Source organism: Bacteroides sp. MSK.20.12, assembly GCF_019052435.1.
Classification (GTDB): Bacteria; Bacteroidota; Bacteroidia; order Bacteroidales; family Bacteroidaceae; genus Bacteroides; species Bacteroides xylanisolvens.
The window spans coordinates 123,050-145,036 of record NZ_JAHQVH010000004.1; the positions used below are offsets into that span (position 1 = coordinate 123,050).

Genomic DNA, 21,987 nt, shown 5'->3' on the forward strand with positions numbered 1-21,987 from the left:
TTATTCCCTTTTACCGTTCAACATCTGTACATATTCCGTGTGCAGCATGGGTATGACCGCATCCCGAAGTTCCGTCAAAAGATTCTCGAACTCCGCCGAGAATATCTCCACGTAATAGCCCTGCATCTCCACGTGGACAAGCACCCACCAGATTCCTCTTTTGCGCTTACCTGCGTTCCGCTGCAGCAGGGCAAGACGCAGCTTGTACGTCAGGTACGTCACCAAGGGGGCGATGTACCGGTCGTCGTACTCGAAGGCTTCGTCCAGTTCTTCATACTGCGGGTCGATGCGGTGGTTTTCCGCCACCTCGCAAACCTCTTTTCTCGCTCGTTCCTGTGCAAAGGACATGAATTTCTCATCCTTGCACCAACTTTTGATTTTCTCTTGCAATTTCATGTTGTTATGATTTTTATTGGGTTTATATTATCTTTTGCGGATTATCTCATGATGCCGCCCAACCCTCCGGTTGCCGTCATCTTCGCCTGCTGTGCCACGCCCTCGCCGAAGTTTCGGGTAGAGAATGCCGTGTCGCCCTCCGGTATCATCCATGCCGCCAAGTCCGGAACAAGGTTCAGGCACTTGAGGGCTACAATCGAAGCCGCCATCAGGTAGCCTGCCGAGAAGAACGAGTTTTGCAGGTAGGCGGCCATCGTCTGCTCGCTGGCGGTTATCGCCGTCAGGTTCTCGATTTGGATACATAATACAATGTCAAAAAGCAGCAGCACATAGAAGCCCACGAAGTAGAGCATCGCCCCGTAGAAATGCACCGTCAGATAGCGTGTCAGCCACTTCGCCCAAGCACCTTCCCATTTCGGCAGGATACTGAACGCCCACTGTATCGGTCCGAAAATCGTCAGCATTCCCAACAGGATTTGTTGGCAGTAAATCGTCGCCCACCAACCGATTCGGAACACCACGAGGGCAATCAACATGATGATTTTGTCTATCCCCACGATGACACCTGCCGTCAAAGATGTGAACCACAACTTCGCCGCATCCTTTTCCATGCTCGTCACTTCGTCCACGCCGGTCTGCTCCATTGTCGCCTCTATCAGATTGGGATCGGATGTGCCCGTGTGGGCGACATCCGCCTGCGCCTGCAGGTTCGTGTACATCGTGTCACGCACATGGATGAGCTGTTGAACTTCCTCGAACCTGTCCGATATCTGTGAAGCTTCAGCTTCGTACAAGTCATGGGTGTACGACCCGATGCAATTCGGGATGTAGGACAGAAAGTCCAGAAAACACCAGTTGTTCCGGCTGCCCGCCATACCCGTGTCCGCAGGCGGATACCACCAGCAGATGATAATCGACACGGCAAGCGGCCTAAACAGCTTCATAACGTCCAACGGCTCGTGCTTTACCATCATCTTGTAGGCGATACCTGCCGCCATGACGATGGAGAACAGTGCCGCGAGTGCCATGCACATCTGCAATATCCACCAGAACGGTCCCTGCGCCCCCGTAAAGGTGGCGTCCGTCAAGAACTCGTTGGTCTGAAAGATGACATCATCTATTTCCTCCTCCAACAGGTTGATGCCGAAATCCGAAAGTATATCTCCGTTTGCCATAGCCCTGTCTTTTTATTTCCCTCTGTTTACACTCTCGTTGTCATCTTCGCCGTTTCCGCCCGATTGCGAGCCACGCACCGCAAGGCGTGATTCCTGCCACCGGCTCATGGCATTACGGACAATGCCACCCTTATGCAGGGTACGGTTGTCCGTTGCGTTCAGCAGTGCGCTCGTTGCCGTTGCGTTCTGACGCTTGGCAAGGTAGCCCACTAAAATCTCGTTCTGCCGTGCCACGTCCTCGTAAATGCGCAGGTACTCCTTCTTTCGCTGGGCATTAGGCATATAGGCGTTTTTCGTAGCGTCGATGGCACACTGATAGACATGGTAGTATTCCGTCCATCGTTCTTTGTCAGCCGGAGTGCCGCCGGACAGAAGAATACGGTCGATGTTGCGCCGGAACCGTTCCATCTGTCCGCTGACCTTATCGCCCTCGGCGAGCCATGCAATGTCCACCTGCCGGTCGGCGACGTTCAACGCCTCGACCTTCGCCCGCTTGACCAAAGCCGAATCAATGGCTTCCGCTTCGTCCACCTGGTTGTAGAGATTGATACCGGCAAGCGTGCGGAACGAGAGCTTGTTTTTGGCCGCCGCCGACTTCTTGTACCTGTTATGCAGCACGGAATAATAGAGGTCGGGCGAGAGTGCGCCCGTACCCGTTTCCATGACCGTTACCTGATTCTGCTTCGGCGAATCATGGTTGTACGTTACATACTGTGCGTGTACGGCTGTCGTTATGGTGACCGCCACCGCCATGAGTAAAAGTTTTCTGTTCATATTCTTCTCTTTTTGTCGTTAATAATCCAGTCTTCCGGCTCCGCGCCAACGCCCGAAGGCGTCATCGAGAATCTCCCGCGTGGTACGGGAGCGATATACCTTTGCCTTCCAATAGCCGATACGCACCTGTATATACCGCCATGTCTCGAAATACGCACGGTTCAGATGCCGCTCGATGTTGTCCAATGAGCGGTTGATGGCCTCCAACACCATCAGCAGGTCGGAGGTCGAGCAGGCTGCCGCTCCGGTGGCATACAGTACGAGGTCACTCACGGACTTGTAGAGCTGTTCCCCCTCACGGGCAATCGCCCTCAGCCCCCTCGCATTGATGGAGATAATCAGGGTATCTGCGGATTCGATGCGTCCCCGTTTCAAGATCTTCGCATTGAAATCCTCCAACAATGATTTATAGTCGCCGATACGGTCGCTGACCGATGTGTAGGTATTCTTGACGTTCAGCACCGTGCGCAACGACTGGTACATGACGTCGATAACATCGAACGCACGGGTGTACCGGTCAAGGTCGATATTCAGTTCTTTATAGCTCCCGACTTCCTTACTGCTGTACTCGTGCAACAGTTTGTTGCTGTACTCCAAGGTACTGCGGGCCAACAGCAGACTGCGCTGCTTCTTGTGGTCGTTGATGTAGGCTTCGACGGAGACTATATCGAAAGTCCACTGCGCCTTGGCGATACCGGGCAGCAGGGCGAACAGCACGAGGGCTATCCGTATGGTTCGTTTCATGGCCGCACCTCCTTTCCGCCATTTCTGTTATTTCCGTTTCGGAGTGTCCGTGCGTTCTCCACCCAGCGGTCATGGCATTCCTCCACGAGTGTCAGCCTGCGGCCTTCGTCCGTGTCCAGTCCGGGCAGCACATCCTTCATCACGTCAAGGATGCTCCGTTTGTAGTGCATCATCTTTTCCAGCGATACCAAGTCGGCATATATCTTGGTGATTCTGCTGTCCACCTCTCGCGCTATCTCAAGGCGGTCGCTCGACCACAGCAGATGGTACACGTCGCCTGATGGCGTTTCCTCCGTCGGTGCGCTGCGGGCGTATTCCGTCGTGATTTTACAGGACGGATGCTCACGGGCGATTTCGGCTATCCGGTCGTTTACCAGTTTGGCCTTTTCCGCATCCGAAAGTCCCGGATCAAGGGTCAGCACGTCGGCGACGTGCGTGTCCGTATAAGCCGAGGTGAGTTCCCACTTGATTTGGATAATGGCACGGTGTATTTTTATGCCGAGAAAATATTTCGGCTTACGGGCAATGGAGACCGCAGCCTTGAATGTGATGATGCCGTTGATGTTCGGCATGGCCGCCTTGCGTACATACGAGTAGCCGTTCCATGCTCCGCCGTCCTGCCAAGTAAGACCGTATGCCGCCTTGCAGTCGTGCATGATGGCAGGGATGCGGTAATAGTCGTCCGTCGCCACGCTGTTGTCGTCTGCGGCTTCCGATTTCGCTTGGGTATAGTCGGACTGTTTCTTTTTCCACTCCGCGAGTTCGCCTTTCAGACGGTCTGTCTCCGTCTTGTTTGCGTTGTACTGTTGACGGTAGGCCGCCGCATCCTCGATGCTTGCCGTACTGATTTTTTTCAGCAGGACAGCGTTCTCGTTTTCCAATGTCCCGATTCGTGCTTCAAGATTGGCGACCTGACTGTTCGCCTCATTCAACAGCGCATCCAGTTCCGAAAGGTCGAGGTTATTTTCCGTCACCGAGGTCTGCATGGCGCACTCCTTGGTATGGGCGTTCAACGAACTACCGCATTTACGGCACTTGTACTGTGTCGAACCTTGTCCGAGCGTAACCCCGTCGGAACAGGTCACGCTGATGGTCACGCTCTCGCATCCCTTCAATTTGGCGGCGTCCGTTGCTTGGTAATAGTTCCGCGCACCGGAAGATATATAATAGGTGTAGCCGTCCTCGTTTTCGTTGAACTCCGCAAGCCGGACATTCAGTTGCGCCCGAAACGTGTTCAAGTCCATCGAGTAGGAATCGAAGACTTCCTCATAGACGACCTCTTCTTTGTTCCAGCTTTTGCTCACATGGATTTCGTATGCGTATGCCTTTTTGGTCTGCTTGTTTTTCTTGCTGATGATGTAAGCACTCATCCAATAGTTGATGCTGTAGTTGAACCCGTCGTTCTGGTCGTTCAACTGTCGCACGCGGCTTCTCGACCAGCCGGCATATCCTTCCGAATTGGCAAGTACCTGTTCCCGTTGCGAGGCGTTGGGATAGAAATTCGGGTCGCTCGTGTTGAACCGCACCCATGCGCCCCCGTTCAGGATGCTGTTGTCGTCCGTCGGAGGATAGTAGTCGCACAGCGATACGCTCCCTTGGTCACGCCGGGCAATGTACCACCGCTGCGTGTAATAGTTCCCCATCGCTTCGTCCAGGTAGTCGGTCATCCACGCCGTAAGATTGTAGTTGCTGAAGTTGAACAGACCGGCTACGTTATCCGGACCACCCACCATGTCAATCAGCAGGCCGCCGATGTCATGTTCCGCCTGCTCGAATAGACTCCCGTAGTGTTCATACAGGTTGCCGATTTCTTCAACCTTTCCGCCCAGCAGGTCATGGAACGAGCTGCTTTGCAACAGGGCGTCACCGAGATTGGCAATGCCAGCCGTTGCAAGACCGACACCCGTGTTATAAAGGTTGTCGAGGTCGCTTCTCAGATTCTCGTGCGTGAAGTTGCCCGGTATGCGGGCGAAGTTGTCCATCATCCGCTGCCAGTCGATGTTTCCCGTTTCGGATAGCTTCAGCAAGGGGGCAATCTCCGGATTGATTTCGAGAAAGGCGATGTCCGAAAAGGTCAGCGTGCTGTTGGTCACCACGCTCTCGAACTGCATACACAGGCTTTTGGTATCATCGCAGACTTTCATCAGGTAACTGCCCCAGTAGATAGCCGTCTGCGGCGAATGGAGCATCTGCTTCGCCACCACCCATATCTTGGGCATGATTTTCTCCGCCACCATCCGGTAGATGCGCTGGTAGTAGTAGTTTTCCGTGCGGCTGTTCCAGATGCCGAGGTCGCTCAGGGCTTTATGCTCCAAGAACTTGGCGGCGAATATCCCGGCGGTAGCGACTTCCGCTGCCGTGTAGTGCTTGAGGATGTCATCGACCTGCTCCCGGTAGTACCCTTCGGCGACCGCTTCCGTACCGAAAGCGGCCACCATCGCCGCAACGGTACGGGTGTCGTAGTTCACGCTGTAATACTGGGCGTGAACCGTCTGGCAGAGTGCGACCGAGGCGATGGTCAGGATAAGGAGTAGTCGTTTCATGGCTGCAATGCTTATTTGGATTCATGTGCGGGACGGAGGTTGAGCACATGCCCCGTCTCGTTTACTTTCTGTGCGAAAGGCAGGGACTTCCCGATACCGCTGGCATCCCAGTCCCGGCAATATGCCTCGATAGCTTCCTGGTGGTTGCACCGAAGTTCCTTCTTGTAAAGCTTCAGTGCCTCCTTTTCCGCCCGTTCGGTCGTGTAGGTCATGTAGCACTCGTGCGGCTCTTCCACGCCGTACACGCCGCTGGTCGTCCCCCGGCGGATAAACACTTCGCGGAAGAAGCTGCGCCCCTCCTTGTTCTCCAAGCGGTTGATGGTAAATATCTTCTTGCAATCCACCTCGGTCAGACCAAGAATCTTTCGGATTTCATCGAAGCGTTCCTTGAATTTGCTCTGGTCGAGCAACATCACCACGTCCGAGTTGTTGATGATGGCCTCCTTCACGATTTCACTGCCGATGATGTCCTGTATCTCCTGCGTCACCACGCCGACAGAAGCCCAGAATTTACGGGCGGTCTTGTACATGAACTTGATGTATTCCGCCATGAGCGGGCTGGCAATGGCCTTCCACGCCTCTTCGATGACAAGGACTTTGCGGTTCTTCTTGATGCGCATTTTCTGCAGGAATACGTCCATAATAATCAGTGTGACAATGGGAAACAGTTTCTTGTTCTCTTTGATGGCATCCACCTCGAAGACGATGAATGTCTCGTCAAACAGTGCAGAATCCACATTCTCATTGAGAATCTTCTCATACGCGCCTCCCTTGTAGAACGGCTGCAGCATGGTCGAATAGGTCGAGTAGCTGATTGTCGTGATGTCATTTTCGGTGCAGATCTGCTCCAGACGGTCGAATGAGTAGTCAAAGAATGAGTTGAAGTTCAGTTCCGACACTTTGAGAGCCGCCCGCCGTGCCTCAAGCACCTCTATCTGTTTGCGCACCATCTCATCCACCTCTCTGGGTGGTTTGTTTGGGTTCTTTCGGCTGGCCGCCGCAAACAGGTTTTTCAGCAGTACCTCCCGTTGCTCGTCGGTGTATCTTGTAAATCCGTTGAAATAGGCATCATAGTAGTCTATGATTATCTGCTCGACAATGCGGAACTCGATTTCGGGAATCTGGCTGTCCGCCCCTTTCCAAATCATCAGGATAAGGTTCTTGAGGAAGTCTATCTTCTCGATGTTGTATTCCTCCCGGTTGATGCGAAACGGATTCATCGTGATAGGCCGTTCCTCGGTATAGGAGATATACTTGCCGCCCAGATACTCGCACAGTCCCTCGTATGAGTTTCCCGTATCGACCATGACCACATCCGTTCCCTGCTCATGGAGCTGGCGCACGACCGAGTTGATATGAAAGCTCTTGCCACTACCCGATGGCCCCAAACAGAAAAAATTGGAATTATCAGTCAGTTTATTCTTTCCCTCTTTTCCCGTGATGTCGATAGCCACCGGCACGCCCTGACGGTCGGTGTAGTAAATCTTCAGCGGTGTTTCCTCACTGTGCAGCACACGCTCCTTGTACATCAGGCACATCGCCGCATCGGAAAGGGTCAGGAAACGGTCGTATTCCTCATTGAGCGTGTAGCAGTTGCCCGGAAACGAACCGACGAACAGCTCCAGTTGGTTGTACGCCCGCTTGCTGATATGGATGCCCATGCGTCCGAATGCGTTTTCCAGATGGTTCGTACACTTTTGCAGGTCTGCACCGGCAGACACGGCCACCACCATGTTGAAGTGTGTATATACCAGTTGCTTGCTCTCACGGGCGATGACTTCTTGTACACGCTTGATGTCCTCGACAGCCATCTGGTTGTTCGGATTGGGAATGCTCGCGTGGCGGTTCTTCTTTTTGTCGAGCAGCGACAACTCACGCTTCTGGTTGGGCAGGAAGATGATTTGGTTATAGACTACCGTCTCGGCGTTCGGGATGCTGTCCACCACCGACACCAAATCGACAGGCATTTCCGTGTTGTTGACCTCGATATTCGTGTACGGACGTACCAGTGAGGGCAGTGCTGCACAGTCCACGTCCACGAGGCTATACACCTTGCAGCGTTTGTCGCCCATCGACACGGTTTCATCGTCCGCCTTGAAGTTCGTCATCGACACGGTGCGGTCTTTGAAGTTCATGGCGAAGTAACGATCGACGTACTCGCTCGCTTCGGCTTTGTTCAGGAATCTGGCCTGTACGCCGCCGTCACGCAACTGGTCGTGTACTTTGCGGATTTTCACAAGGAAGTCGCGCCACTTTTTGCTATCGAACGAGAACAGACGGCTTTTCTTCGCCTCTTGCGTGATGGTCAGGTAGCAAAGGCTGTCCGTGTAGGGACATCCCTTGAAATAACGGAAATAGGATGAAGACAGGAACTCCTGTCCGTCAGCCGGTTCGCTTGCAAACTGTTTCCGGACGAAGATGTCTTGCTTGTGGATGGCGTACCCTTCGCCCAACGTCTGCGCAAGGGCGGTGAACAGGTGCGTGAAGTCGTAGTAACTGTCAATGTCCGCCGAATATTTCTGTACCGGATTCTCTATCTTAAGTACGGCGGAGTATTCGCCGGTCTTGGTATACAGCACACCCACACCGTCCGTTTCCTCCGCCGAGAAATAGATGTCCTGAAAGATTCTCTTGCGCTTGCCGCCCGTACCGAACGCATAAACCGACAAGGCCATACCAGCGCACAAAGCGACAAAACATAAAATGATGTATAGGGTCATTTCGATATACGTGTAATTAAATAGGGGCAGGTTCGCCTTGCTTCAAGACAAACCCGCCCGCGTTCAACAATCAATAAAGCCATGCACATTGCCGTGATGGTTTTTCTTTCGTCAGATCTTGCGCGAGTGGGCATACACATACACACCCGGAGCGACCTTCTTGCTATGCAGTCCTTTCCGCAGTTTGAGGAGGATGAGCACGATACCAACTGCTACGGTGGCTGCCAGCACGACAAGCCCGGCAATGAAACCGAGTAGGCAGTAGGCGGCGACAAAGCCGATAATGGCTCCGCACGTCGTCACCGCCGCCCAATATATGTACCGGCCTTGGATGCCCAAAAACTCAAGAGGCCGTTGCAGTCCCTTGAACAGCGGGTAGTCCGGATAACGTTCGTCCTTACCTTTCATACTCGTCCTTGATGTTTAAGCGGCAATACCGAAGAACAGAGGCAACGCCTTGGCCGCCGCAATGAGGAAGATGCAGGCTCCCACGACCATCATGATCTTCTTCTTGACGTCCTGCTCCTCGTTGTTCATGGCGATATATACCGAGATTGCACCCACGATGGCCACAACGCCGGCAATGGCGTAGCACAATTTCACCATAATAGGCACATACTTGGCAATCTCCTCGGCGACAGTGGATAATGCGCTCGTACCGGCGGAATAGTCGCCTGCGGAGTTCTGCGCTTTCGCTACCATGCCGGACAGCAGCATGAAGGAGAACATCATTACTTTGGTGGGGATTCTGTTGACGAATCCGAATGCCTTTCGGCACAGTTGTTTGGTTTTCTGAAACATACGTTTACTTTTTTAGTGAATACTTTATTTGTCTGCGACCTGATACAAGTAAGGTTATATGCGGTAGCCGAAAAAAGCCGGGAAAACATAGAATGCCCCAATCAGGAACAGGCACGCGCCGACAAGCGTCATTATCGACTTGGTGATGCCGTCCTCGCCCGTGTTCATCTTGATATATATCTGACAGACGGACACGATAACGTAAACTCCGGCTATGGCGCAACAGATATACTGGACATATAGCATCATCGTCACCACGAAGTCGTGCATCGTGGCCAACGCATCCGCTCCCCAGCTATAGTTCACGCTGCCGCTTTTGGCAAAAGCCGTGTAGGGGAACGGGAGGCACAGCGCACATAGAATCTTTTTAGCTTTCGACATCTCACAACCGGTCTTGAATTGGGTTCCACTTTATTTCCGGCCGGTTGTCTAACCGTCCCTTGAAAATCATAGCCTTGTACATCTCCTCCGACGTGCGTGCGTCCGACAGGTAAGGCGTGGTCTCTTCCATCTGTTCCTCCGCCTCGGCCTTCAGCCGTTCCAGTTTCTCCTGCGCCGTTCCCGGTTTGTCCTTGACATCCTCAGGGGATGTTTCGGAAGAGGTAGCCGTACTTTCCGTCTCGTAGTTCTCGCTACCGATACAGAAGCCGGTCTCGCTTTCCGTGACAGCCACACTCTCTTCCTCTTCCGGTGCGCCGAGGTCGAAAACTTCCTCGTTCGGTTTGTCCGTCCCCTTTTTCCCGTAGAGGTCATGCGCTATGATGACGGCGTAGTAAATGATGTAGGCAACCGTCAGGACGATGGCAAAAATGAAATATGAGTTCATGTATTTAGTATGAATATTAAAATTTGTATTAGTATGATTTTGCAAAGAAACGCACGAAATATAAAACCATAAAATAATTGAGCATTAAACATCTATTTCGTTAATGAGATTTATGTAATTTCCAAAAATCGAACTATTAAATCGTACTATATTGCAGTCTCTATGGAGGGAAATGGAGAAATCGGGGCATAAAAAAAGCTCTCGTGGTGGAGAGCTTTAGGTGGCAAAGGAGAACACAGAATATCAGCGTTTCTTTCCGCGCAGGTAATCGTTCAGGTCTTTGTATTCCGCATAGTGGCAGGATTCATCGCTGACACGTCCATCATACATCCCGGCAATGGTCTCTGTGGTTCTCTGCCCGGCAAGGTCATTGTCGAGATAACAGTGGATGACCGAATATTCCTGTAAACGTGCCAGCGTCTTTTTCAAGTTGTTTACCGAGTTCATCACGAGGTAGTCGCATGGTATGGCAAGACAGACCGTCCGGTCGCCTGCCAGTTTCAGTGTCATATAGGAAAGGAAATCCATGAAGCCCTCGAAAACACAGACATTTTCCTGTGTCTCTTCTGTCAGATGTCTTATCAATGAGATGTCCTTGTTGTTCAGGCATCCCTTGTAATAGGCGTTGCGCACCTCGTAACCACCGGATATATTGCCGAATGCGAGAGCGAAGTAATGACGGCCTCGCAGCTCATAATGCACCTCCTTGCAATACATACGGCCGATGTCCGCGTCGATAAGCCGGGATTGGAGGTAAGAGAACAGGGCGTGATGGCGGAGTGGAATCACGATCACGTCTTTCATTTCAGCCTCCACCGGTCGGGGTGGAGCGGTCGGCATACGGGTTCTCGGTAGAGATGCGCCATTCACAAGCCTCTCGATATACGCCAATGCCTCGCTCACGCTGTCCGTCCGGCAAATGTTTTTTGTCAGTTCCACCAAGTCGCCACCGGTCGCCTCGCCGAAATCGTACCATTCATTGATTCGGTCATTTACCTTGAACGACGGGGTACGCTCGTTCCGTAACGGTGAGAAGTACCAGTATTGTTCCGATTTTATATGCTGTGCATGGTGGCCGAGCTGTGCCAGAAAATCCACGATGCGTACTTGTTTTGCTTCTGCTATGGTCATCTATTTTTCTTTCTCTTGATTTCAAAAAAAGGTTTAGTTTAGTTTTTCCCCTATATATATAAATACTAAAGTAAACTAAATGATATAAGCCCGCGCACGACTTCATTCTTCATTAAAAAGCATGGCCTCGGTAGGCGTCATGTCGTAATAGAACAACTTGTCCCGTTTGATGATGAGCTTGAGGTTGTCTATCAGGTATTGCATCAGTTTTATCATGACACTCCGGCCGCGTTTGAACCCGATTGCCTCGTAGGAGACCATCAGGCTCTGCAGCAGGTTGTCGAATCCCCGGATGGGCTTTTCCCCGAATGCGGCGGAGAGAGCTTCGCGGTGCTGTTCGATGCTCAGCTCCGTAAACCCCGTTCTTGCTTTGGGCTTCGGGGGCTCGCCAAACGAGTGTACTTCCGCAATGACGGGCAGTCCTGTTTCATTGATGGTAAATGCAAACGGCTTGAACTCTTTTTCCCGGATATGGAGCGCATGGACTTCGCTGATGCCGGGATTCTCGTTGCTCTTGCTGATGACCAGCACGGTCTCCGCCTTGTTGCTCATTTCCGTTCCGATATGTCCGCGCACGTTGTTGTCCCCTTTGTTCAAATGAAGCACACAGTGGATGTGCAGGTCGTATTTCGAAGACCATTCCATCATCCGGTTGATGACTTCCACCGATTCACCGGCATTATTGATGTCGAGCATCAGGTCGCGAATGCCGTCGATGATGACCAGTCCGTAGCCTTTCTGTTGGCGCAGCGCATAGTCGATGACCTCGATACGCACTGACGGCGAATATTCACGCAGGCAGAAAAAATCGAGATTCTCCGGATCGGTCGTCGTGGGCAACCCGGCCAGCCGCAATATACGCTCCAATACCGAGCGGCAATGGAAACGGCTCTGTTCCGTATCGACGTACAGAATACGCTGTTTGCCTTCGGGCAGATGTGCACGGTAATTCAATACTTGTTTCCCCGCCAATGATGCGGCGACAAGCGCAGAGACGTTGAACGTCTTTTTCGATTTCGCCTTGCCGGTCGATGCACTGAAATTGCCGAGCGTGGCAATCGTTGAGTTATCTATCCAGATGATTTGCGGAGGGGTCTCATAAATGTCCGTCGCCTTGATTTGCGAGGCATGGAGGATGTCCGACAGGCGGTGTTCATCCATCCCCATGCTGGTTGTGCGGTCAATCCTTCTTTCGTTTTCCATAGCGTCTCTTGTTAAGGAACGGTTCTGTGGCAGCGGCTTCCGTCACCCTGCGCACAGCCTCGTTCATGGTAGGTTCATAATTCTGCAACAGCCATTCGTCCAATTCCTCCTTGGCGAAATAGACCATTTTACCGCGCGGTTTGTAGTGCGGTATCTCCTTGCTCGATGTGAGCTTGTACAGCATACTTTCAGAAACCCCGATATACATGCAGGCTTCCTGAAATGTGAAAACTCTCTTGGTCGTGAAGATGGTATTTTCCAGCAGCGTAATACGCTCCAAGAGACTTTCGACCGGTTCCAATTTCTTCAGTACCGATTCAATGGCGGCGAGCCGTCCGCTCATCCGCTCCATGAATGTCATTCTATTCGGCATAATAACACAGTTTGATTTTTGACAATGGAGATGAAACCTCCGTTATGCAGCGCGCTAACGGAGGTCAAAGGTATGTCCTGTAAACGAAGATGTCGTGATTTGGGGAATGATACTATGCACGTGTCATTGTAACTCTCATGCTTTTACCTTTCACATACTTCGCTTCTTGTCACTTTCTGTCATTCTTTCAGCCGATCAATGACCTTTCGGATGCTGTATGCGACCGATGTCATGTTGTTCTTGATGGATGACAGCGCGGAAGACAGGGTTGACACCGAAACGGAGCGTGTCCCGTCCTTGGACTGCAGGAATGCACCCTTGCCGAGAACATTCTGCCACCGAGATTGGATGAACGAGTTTTCAAGAAGCGCATCGAACAGGATTACCACACGGCGGATATTGTTCACGCGGATGGAAAAACCCTTCTTGCAGGCGAAGAGAGCCTCCATGTCTTCAATGCGTACAGAAACACAGAACAGATGATAAGTATTGGCGCAAGCCACTATACCTTCCATCTGTTCCGGGGTAAAATCACAACCAAAAGAAAGAGAGAGAGCCGCAGGTCGGTTGATACGGGGTGGACCAAGCGGAGACAACGATTCCGAGGTGTCATACATCCGTTTCAACTTCATGCACTCATTAAACGTGAAATCCGGTGCGGCAAAGCAGGGCTGGACGGAACTGGCGCACTCGGTCAGCAGCCCCTTGACAATGTGGATGTTCATTTCGTGGCAGTTCCGGCAGGCCGCATGGTCACAGTCTATGTACCGGTGTCCGTTTACGAAATCGTCCACATAGCGGTGGTACTGTTTACCACCCAACACAACATCGTGGAGATAAACTGTTTTTGCTTCGGTAAGCAGGGCGAAAAGTTCATTCGCCACATCCTTGTCCGCAGCGAAGTGCTGCAGGTGTTGGCTTCCTCCAAAAAGAGAGAAGGCCGTCTTCAGGTCTTTTCATGTCGATTTACCTTTTTGAGTTTATAATATGTGATGAAAGCATTAACTTCGGTTGCATTTACAACCGAAGAAATGCCGTAAATAGATGTTTGTAAATTAGACATGGACCACATAATGCCTTCAATTAGTGAAACAAACCGTTTACAAGATTCACAGCCTCGTCCTTTTTCTTATTGATAATCTTGGCATACACCTGTGTCATTTTCACATCGGCATGACCGAGCAGCTTCGAGACGGTATATAAGTCCGCTCCGAGCGTCAGCATCATGGTGGCAAACGTATGCCGGCTGGTGTGATAGGAGAACCGCTTAGAGATTCCGGCTGCTTTCGCCCAAGGTTTGAGCTGCATCCTGATTGTATTGGCGGACGGCAGGTCGAACACATTATCTTCTGATGATTTGCCCCCACGTTCCGGCATCCACTTCAATGCTTCAGGAGAGAGGGGCAGGTAAATAGGCTCTTTGGTCTTTTTCATGGACACGGCCAAACGGTACTGTCCCCGGTCAACGAACACGTCACTCCATTTCAGCTTGATTATATCGCTGATGCGTAATCCGCAGAAGCAGGAGAACAGATATGCGCATTTTACGATCTCGTATTCCTCGTGGGGCATAGGAGTATCAATTAACGCCTGTACCTCTTCGATGGTCATGTACGACCGCATACTCTCCGGCTTGCGGATTTTCTCCGACTTCTCAAGTTCGTTGAAAGGGTTGGCCTTCATCTTTTTCTTCCTGACGGCAGAGTTCAACGCACCGTTCAACGCACGGTAATAATTGTGAAGCGTGTAGTTCGATATGTCCTTGCCTTTCGGATGATATTCCGTCAGCAGATAAGTGATGTAGCCACGACAGAAGTCCCCGTCAATCTGATCCAGTGTGACCATTTCTCCGGCATAGTCTTTCAGTATGCGCATGGCAATCTTGATCTGACTGCCATCTTTCTTACCGGCACTCTCTTGAGCCTCCATATAAACCTGCATCCAATCCAGCAGGAAAGTCTTGTCCTTACGGAACACAATCCCAGCCTCATTACTGGTCAGTTCGATAATACGCTTCGACTTGATGGCATTGGCGGCGTCCATTGTCGCCTGATTCTGCCTGCGGGAGTTGCTATCCGTTTCCGGGATAATATACATCTTGAGGTATTCATATGTCCGCTTTCCGTCGCGGTATATATCCAGATACAGGCTCTTGCTGCCATTGCTCAGCGACTTCATCCGAAGACGAATCGGCTCTTTGACTTTTGTATGATTCTTAACTCGTGCCATAGGGATTCCTTTCTCATTTTTTCTACTGCAAATATACGGATAAGTATCGAATTTGAGAAACAAATGAGAAACAAAATTGCACCAAATAAGAACCAATCTACTGAAAGTTCTGAAAACAACCGAAAATAAAAAGACGTTTATAAAATACTGATTTACAACATATATATTATCACTTTATTGGATGTTATTTTCATTCTGTGCATATGATGTGTAAATCTGGTAAATTAACACTCATTTTTATTGAGGAGTGTGTTTTGTTTTTGTATAAACCTACATAAAATTCGGGATATTTTATGTAGGTTTGCATTGTTTCATCAAATATAAATCCTATGAATAATCTGATACGACATATAACAAGCCTTATATTTATTTCTCTTTCTCTGTCTGCCTATCCGATTTCTTATTCCTTTCGTGGTCTGTCAGAAACAAATGGATTATCTGATTTAACGGTCAGTGCCTTGTATAAAGACTCCGTAGGTTATCTTTGGATTGGAACAGCTACGTCAGTTGAATGTTTTGATGGCTTCCGTTTCAAGCATTATCCGATATTCGGAGATGATGAGAAACTGAAATGGGTGAATGTGATTGCAGAAACGCAAGGCAACCGGATTTGGGTGGGAAACGATATGGGCCTTTGGCGGATAAATAAAGAATCCGGTAAATTAGAACCGTTTGTTGCTGAAGTGATAAAATTCGGAGTTCGTTCTTTATTGACCGATGCGCAGGGAACCTTATATATTGGCAGCGAAAAAGGATTGTTTGTCTGCAAAAATAATGAATTGGAGCAGATTACTATCAATGCGGATATGTGGTCATCGGATAATTTCATAGTCGATTTGAATATGGGAGAAAAAGATACATTATGGATTCTGACCCGCTCCAAACTATATTCAATGAATCTGTCTACCCGAAAAATAACTTTATGTCCATGCGGTGACAATGATAGCCAGGATTATACTTATCGAAAAATGGCACGAATTGGTTCCAGGCTCTATTTAGGGACAATGGAACATGGAGTGGTTGTTTACGATATACCGACAGGGAAGTTCAGGGATAATTGGATTGATTTGGGATGCAATGTAATTTCTTCTTTGTCGGGTGACGGAAAAGATATACTTTATGTTGGAACAGACGGAAATGGAGTACATTTTGTATCTGTCAAGGAAAATAAGGTTATGAAATCTTTCCGCTATGAACCCGGTACTAATGGCGGAATCCGCTCTAACTCTGTCTATTCATTGCTGGTGGACAGGGAAGGATTGATATGGGTTGGATTCTATCAGTTGGGACTTGATTATACACTGTATCAGAGCGGGCTTTTCTCTACCTATTCTTATTCTCCTTATTTTGATTCAAAAGACATACCGGTACGGGCTATAGCTATCAATGAGAATGAAAGATTGATAGGTTCCCGCAATGGCCTCTTCTATGTTGATGAGACGAAACGGCGTTTTAGGAGTTTCAAGTCACCCCAATTACGCTCTAATATGATAATGTGCATTTACCCGTTTCAAGGAAAGTATTATATCGGTACGTATGGTGGTGGCATGTATATACTGGATTCTTCTACATTAACTATCCATGATTTTGAACCTTCGGAGACTCCTTTTGTGAAAGGGCATGTTTTCTGCATCAAGTCGGACAATGACGGTTGTCTGTGGATTGCCACTTCAATGGGCTTGTATCAGTATAAAGATGGCGAACAACTCAATCACTATACCAGTTCGAACTCCAAACTTCCGGAAGGGAATGTGCTTGATATATGCTTTGATTCTACAGGAAAGGGCTGGATTTGTACGGCTACCGGTTTATGTATTTGGGATCCTTCCACTCGTAGTATCAAATCAGATATATTCCCCGAAGGCTTTATACATAAAGAGAAAATCAGGACAGTATATGAAGATTCTTCCCACGAGCTCTATTTCCTTCCGGATAAAGGCCCTATTTTTATTTCCGATTTGTCAATGACTCATTTCCGAAGATTCCAGCCGGGCACTCTTTTGGAAGGGAAAGATGCCATGTTTATGATCGAAGACCGTGAAGGGTGGCTGTGGATTGGTACGAATCTGGGCCTGTACCGTTATGATAAAAAAAGTACAATTGTTCCTTATACTTTTGTGGATGGATTACCGAGTTCTGTTTTTATTACCTGTTGCCCTGTTATAGATGCTTCGGGAACAATCTGGTTTGGCAATTCCAAAGGATTGATTTATTTGACCAGGGATTTACGTGATATAAATGAAGAAAACAGTTATCCCCTGGCTATTACAGATGTATATGTGAATGGTAAAGAACCTTATCATCCTGCTATACAGAGAGAACAGCATCTCTATAAAGTCTCTTTGGAATCGTCGCACAAGAATCTGACTATCTGTTTCTCCGGATTTACCTATTCCGATCCTGCATATATGTCTTATGAATATAAAATGGAAGGGATGGATGATGATTGGCAGTTGTTGGGTGGTAAATCCGAACTGACCTATTATGACTTGTCTTCCGGGAAATATCAATTCAAAATCCGTCGGATTGGTGAGCCCGGTTCGGAAATCTGTTTATCAGTGACTATTGCTTCCTCTTTTAACGCGACCTTATGGGGAACAATTCTATTATTGATTGCAATAATATGCTTAAGCTATGCTTATTACCGGAGAAAAAAGAACTCTCCGGCTCTTGCGGTGGACGCCATAGAAACCGGGAAACCGGTAGTTGAAGAAAAATACAGAAAGAGCAATGTGAGTATGGAAGAATGTCATCGGCTGGCAAACGAACTGGACATGCTGATGCAGGAAAAAAGACTGTATGTTAACCCTGATTTAAAGATTGCGGATTTGGCGTCAGTGCTGAACGTCTCTCCATATACATTGTCCTACGTGTTTAATCAGTTCTTGAACAAGAATTATTATGATTATCTGAATGATTACCGCATAGCTGAGTTTAAACGATTGCTTAATGAGGATGAATATTCAAAATATACCTTAAGTGCTTTAGCTGAACTGTGTGGTTTTAGTTCTCGTACTTCCTTTTTCCGTTATTTTAAAAAGACGACCGGAATAACCCCGAACGAATACGTCCAAAGTATAGGACGAACTAATGAAGATTGATTGCCGGAGTCTCATATAATAATTTGAGACTCTAGCTTGCTATTGTTTAATTAGTTGATTATCAGTAGATAATATGACTTCTGTTTCCCTTCCAATAGGATGAAATCTATCCGCCCTTTTTTATTGTTTCTTTTCCGTATTTACCATTTATATTTGCCAGCGTAATGATAAACAAAAATCTAAGCAATGGAAAATATAAACATGAAATCCACTCAACTGGTTGCTGACTCTTATAAGAGTTATCATCATTCCGTTTATCTTTATATCTATTATAAAATAGGTAAGGACGAAGAAGCAAAAGACCTGTCACAAGATGTCTTTTTGCGTTTGATGGACTATAAGCAGATATTGTGTCCGGAAACAGTGAAACATTTTATATTCGCGATTTGCCGGAATCTGGTAACGGACTATTTGCGTCGTTTTTACAAAGCTCAAGAAGTAACTTCCTATCTTTTCGACCGGATTCCTACTTGTACCAATGAAGTGGAGAGCCAGATTATTGCCAATAATCTATTGACATGCGAATGGGAGAGAGCCAATCAGCTTCCTGAACAACGTCGGAAGATTTATATCATGAGTCGTTTCGAAAATAAATCCTCGGCTGATATTGCCGCCCAATTGGGAATTTCTTCCCGTACGGTGGAAAACCACTTATTTATCAGTCGGAAAGAAATCCGTGAGTATATCCAACAGTGTATCTAATATTAGAATAAATAGTATAAATGTTAGTTTTAAATTTTATGTATATGAAAAAAAATCTCTTCAGATTCTCATCGAGAAGATTTCTATTCTCTACGGTGATGGCCTCTGCCCTTGTAACAGGTGCTCCGCAGGTGGTATTTGCCAATGTGGGAGAAGTGCAGGCTGTTTCGCAGACTGGGGCAATCAAAGGTAAAATCGTGGATTCCTATGGCGAACCTGTTATTGGTGCCAATGTCAAAGTGAAAGGCACTACCAATGGTACGATAACGGATATGAATGGAAACTTTACTTTGAATAATGTATCAGGTGGTACGTTAGTGATTTCTTTTATTGGTTATAAGACGTTGGAAGTTTCTGTAAAAGGGACGAATCTGGCTAAAATTATCATGCACGAAGATACAGAGGTGCTGGATGAAGTTGTTGTGGTAGGTTATGGTACTCAGAAAAAAGAATCGTTGACAGGCTCGGTAACAGTGGTCGACCAAAAACTTTTTAAGGACAAAGGTACAGTGGCCAATCCGCTCTCGGCTATGCAAGGTCAGGTTCCGGGCTTACGCATCACCCGCTCGTCGGCTGCTCCCGGCGAAGAAGGATGGGGTGTCTCAATCCGTGGCTCTGTCTCAAAGAACAAGGTAGAACCTCTTTTGATTATTGACGGTGTACCAGCCAGTGGTGTCAGCGAGATGGCTCAACTCAATGCCGACGACATCGAAACCATTAACTTCCTGAAAGATGCTTCGGCTGCTATTTATGGCGCAAAAGCAGCGGGTGGTGTGATTTTGGTAACTACCAAACGTCCCGATGCCGGCAAAACCAGAGTGGAATATAGCGGTTCGGTTACACGTAAAATTGTGGGTTTGCAACCCCGCATGATGAGCATGGACGAATGGACGGACGGTGTGCTCCAAGCCCGTTTGAATGACGGCTATGGCGAAGACGACAACTGGGTGCGCTATGCCCGTTTGGCCAAAGCGATGAAGGGGAGTTGGATTAATCTGCATGGTGGAAACAACCCCGATGAAGATCCTATTCCGGGAGGATTCCGTGGCGTGGCCGACTTTGTGTTTCACGATATGAACTGGACTGATGTGCTGTGGGGAAATGCCACTTCTACCCAGCATAACCTCAGCGTAAGCGGAGGTTCGGAAAAATCGACCTACCGACTTTCGTTGGGGTATTTGAACGACCAAGGGACACTGCAATGGGGGAACAACTCGAACGAACGCTATAACGTACGTTTATTCAACAGTTTCAAGATAAACAACCGTATCAGCTTGGAAACCAATATGTCAGCTAGTCGTCAGCATCAAGTGGCTCCTACACAGATTGGTAGTATATTAGGCAGTAGCATACCGCAGCCAGGGCTACCGGTTTCGACCATTGATGGCAAACCGTATGCGTGGGGAGGCATTCATACTCCCAACTGGTCGGCCGAATTGGGTGGTGACAACAAACTTGTGGTGACCACTATGAATGTGAACGAAATTTTGAAAGTGAACATTTTGGATGGTCTTGATTTTCAGGGAACTTTGGGATACTCAACGAACAATGCGGCCCGTGACGAACAATATCTTTCGATTGATTGGTATCAATACGACGGCACTCCGATTCTGAATGAGAACTCTCCCTATCCCGCAAAAGAAAAATCATCGTATACTAAAAGTTCTGCGCGTACCGACAATTACACGGCATCAGCTTTCCTCACTTATAAGAAATTATTTGATGAGGTTCATGACATATCGCTTATGGGAGGTGTGCAATACGACTATGCCGCTTACGATTATAGCGGCACCAAAGCAATGGACGTGGAAGCGGCAATCGAATCGCTTAACGGTAAAGGACAAATCTACATAGACAAAGTAGACCGTTGGGAGGAAGCCATTCTCTCTTATTTCGGTCGCTTGAATTATAACTACAAGTCGAGATATATGGTCGAAGTGAATGCTCGCTACGACGGCTCTTCGAAATTCTTGCCCAAGAATCGCTGGAACTTCTTCTGGGGCGCATCAGCCGGATGGCGTATTACTGAAGAAAAATTCATGGAGAACTTGCGTGACTATGTGAATGAACTGAAATTACGTGCCTCATATGGTGAGGTAGGTAACCAAAATGGTATCGGACGCTATGACGGCATCCAACTTTACAACTACAAATCGAACAGCGGCGCTTTGTTGGGCAACTCGAAAGGAACCTATGTGGAATCTGCCGGACTGGTGAGCACCGTGCGTACTTGGGAACGTATCTACAACTATAACTTGGGGATTGACTTTGGATTCCTCAACAATCGCCTTACGGGTACGTTCGAGGTCTTTAAAAAGAAAAACGACAATATGCTGGTTTCGCGTCTGCACCCCGGTGTATTGGGTGGAACTGCTCCCAGCACTAATAGCGGTAAGTTTGAAGCCAATGGTTACGATGCCAGCTTGACTTGGCGTGACAAGATAGGCAGTTTCAACTACCATGTTGGCGGTACGTTAACTTATATGACCAACAAACTCGTTGATGGAGGTAACATCGTGGTGAGCGCAGGTTATAACGAAGCCGTGAATGGTTATCCACTCAACTCGGTATTTGGCTACCGCTACGTGGGCAAAGTACAAAACCAAGACCAACTGGACTATTACGTGGACAAATATGTGGGCAGCAACTCTATCGCCCTACCTGCCAACTTGCGTTTGGGCGACCACATGTATGAAGATGTGAACAAAGACGGCAAACTGACACAAGACGACCTTGTATTTCTTGGTTCCGACGACCCCAAATATTCGTTCTCGTTTAATTTCGGATGCGAGTGGAAAGGATTCGATTTCAATACCGTGTTCCAAGGTGTGGGCAAGCGTACCATCTATCGTGAAATTGACTCTTGGAAAGTGCCTTTCAAAGCTATTTGGCTGAACACTACCAACCAGTCGGTAGGTAATGTATGGAGTCCTGAAACTCCTAACAACCATTTTCCTACTTATTCAAACAGTAATGACATCAATAACTACAATTACATTCCCTCTACCTGGTCGGCCGATAATGGTGCTTACCTGCGTCTCAAAGAGATTGTACTAGGTTACACATTGCCAAAGGCATGGATGAATAAGAGCGGTTTCATCAGCAACCTGCGTATTTATGTATCGGGTGCCGACTTGTGGGAAAAATCGTATATCACCGATGGTTGGGATCCCGAAGCCACCCGCAAGGTAGAAAACAAGCAACGCTATCCGTTTAACCGCACCGTGACTTTCGGTGTGAATGCCACATTCTAATTTTTATTCTTAATA

General features: G+C 48.5%; 18 protein-coding genes. 3 read left to right on the forward strand and 15 right to left on the reverse strand.

Features of this window, described 5'->3' with window-relative positions; all coding sequences use genetic code 11:
• The 15 genes from KTR06_RS03655 to KTR06_RS03725 all read right to left on the reverse strand — a co-directional run bounded on the left by KTR06_RS03655 (position 1) and on the right by KTR06_RS03725 (position 14,915).
• On the reverse strand, positions 1-396 hold the full coding sequence (locus KTR06_RS03655; protein ID WP_004301340.1) for a hypothetical protein: 396 nt from the start codon (positions 394-396) through the stop codon (positions 1-3).
• 41 nt (positions 397-437) lie between these two features.
• Complete coding sequence (locus tag KTR06_RS03660) at positions 438-1,571, reverse strand: membrane protein (RefSeq protein WP_008645383.1); 1,134 nt, start codon at positions 1,569-1,571, stop codon at positions 438-440.
• Positions 1,572-1,583: 12 nt separating this feature from the next.
• Positions 1,584-2,345: a DUF5045 domain-containing protein gene (locus KTR06_RS03665; RefSeq protein ID WP_008669748.1), complete on the reverse strand. Its 762-nt coding sequence runs from the start codon at positions 2,343-2,345 to the stop codon at positions 1,584-1,586.
• 18 nt (positions 2,346-2,363) lie between these two features.
• Positions 2,364-3,089: a hypothetical protein gene (locus tag KTR06_RS03670; RefSeq protein ID WP_008669750.1), complete on the reverse strand. Its 726-nt coding sequence runs from the start codon at positions 3,087-3,089 to the stop codon at positions 2,364-2,366.
• Complete coding sequence (locus tag KTR06_RS03675; RefSeq protein WP_008669752.1) at positions 3,086-5,632, reverse strand: hypothetical protein; 2,547 nt, start codon at positions 5,630-5,632, stop codon at positions 3,086-3,088. Before KTR06_RS03675 ends, KTR06_RS03670 begins: the two co-directional genes overlap by 4 nt.
• Positions 5,633-5,643: 11 nt before the next feature.
• Positions 5,644-8,352, reverse strand: coding sequence for a conjugal transfer protein TraG (locus KTR06_RS03680; RefSeq protein WP_217289965.1), 2,709 nt, complete (start codon positions 8,350-8,352; stop codon positions 5,644-5,646).
• 111 nt (positions 8,353-8,463) lie between these two features.
• Complete coding sequence (locus tag KTR06_RS03685; protein ID WP_217289966.1) at positions 8,464-8,760, reverse strand: DUF4133 domain-containing protein; 297 nt, start codon at positions 8,758-8,760, stop codon at positions 8,464-8,466.
• A gap of 15 nt (positions 8,761-8,775) precedes the next feature.
• A complete protein-coding gene (locus tag KTR06_RS03690) occupies positions 8,776-9,153 on the reverse strand; it encodes a DUF4134 domain-containing protein (RefSeq protein WP_008669756.1) in 378 nt (125 codons plus the stop codon).
• A gap of 54 nt (positions 9,154-9,207) precedes the next feature.
• Positions 9,208-9,534, reverse strand: coding sequence for a DUF4134 domain-containing protein (locus KTR06_RS03695; RefSeq protein ID WP_016278145.1), 327 nt, complete (start codon positions 9,532-9,534; stop codon positions 9,208-9,210).
• A gap of 1 nt (position 9,535) precedes the next feature.
• Positions 9,536-9,979 carry a hypothetical protein gene (locus KTR06_RS03700; protein WP_128712299.1) on the reverse strand — a complete coding sequence of 148 codons (444 nt, stop codon included), beginning with the start codon at positions 9,977-9,979 and terminating at the stop codon, positions 9,536-9,538.
• Positions 9,980-10,222: 243 nt separating this feature from the next.
• The gene (locus KTR06_RS03705; RefSeq protein WP_008782503.1) at positions 10,223-11,110 is read right to left on the reverse strand and encodes a toprim domain-containing protein; all 888 of its coding nucleotides are present in this window, start codon (positions 11,108-11,110) and stop codon (positions 10,223-10,225) included.
• A gap of 102 nt (positions 11,111-11,212) precedes the next feature.
• Positions 11,213-12,313: an AAA family ATPase gene (locus tag KTR06_RS03710; RefSeq protein ID WP_008782504.1), complete on the reverse strand. Its 1,101-nt coding sequence runs from the start codon at positions 12,311-12,313 to the stop codon at positions 11,213-11,215.
• Positions 12,291-12,686, reverse strand: coding sequence for a helix-turn-helix domain-containing protein (locus KTR06_RS03715; protein WP_004320431.1), 396 nt, complete (start codon positions 12,684-12,686; stop codon positions 12,291-12,293). The genes KTR06_RS03710 and KTR06_RS03715 overlap by 23 nt, the downstream gene beginning before the upstream one ends.
• A 179-nt stretch (positions 12,687-12,865) precedes the next feature.
• A complete protein-coding gene (locus KTR06_RS03720) occupies positions 12,866-13,570 on the reverse strand; it encodes a hypothetical protein (protein ID WP_008782505.1) in 705 nt (234 codons plus the stop codon).
• 199 nt (positions 13,571-13,769) lie between these two features.
• A complete protein-coding gene (locus tag KTR06_RS03725; RefSeq protein ID WP_008782506.1) occupies positions 13,770-14,915 on the reverse strand; it encodes a site-specific integrase in 1,146 nt (381 codons plus the stop codon).
• A gap of 329 nt (positions 14,916-15,244) precedes the next feature.
• Between KTR06_RS03725 and KTR06_RS03730 the strand changes: the two genes are divergently transcribed.
• The 3 genes from KTR06_RS03730 to KTR06_RS03740 all read left to right on the forward strand — a co-directional run bounded on the left by KTR06_RS03730 (position 15,245) and on the right by KTR06_RS03740 (position 21,972).
• Positions 15,245-18,016, forward strand: coding sequence for a two-component regulator propeller domain-containing protein (locus tag KTR06_RS03730; protein WP_217289967.1), 2,772 nt, complete (start codon positions 15,245-15,247; stop codon positions 18,014-18,016).
• 186 nt (positions 18,017-18,202) lie between these two features.
• On the forward strand, positions 18,203-18,718 hold the full coding sequence (locus tag KTR06_RS03735; protein ID WP_004316029.1) for a sigma-70 family RNA polymerase sigma factor: 516 nt from the start codon (positions 18,203-18,205) through the stop codon (positions 18,716-18,718).
• Positions 18,719-18,762: 44 nt separating this feature from the next.
• Positions 18,763-21,972 (forward strand): TonB-dependent receptor, encoded by a 3,210-nt coding sequence (locus KTR06_RS03740; protein WP_008997760.1) that lies wholly within the window; start codon positions 18,763-18,765, stop codon positions 21,970-21,972.
• Positions 21,973-21,987: the final 15 nt, after the last annotated feature.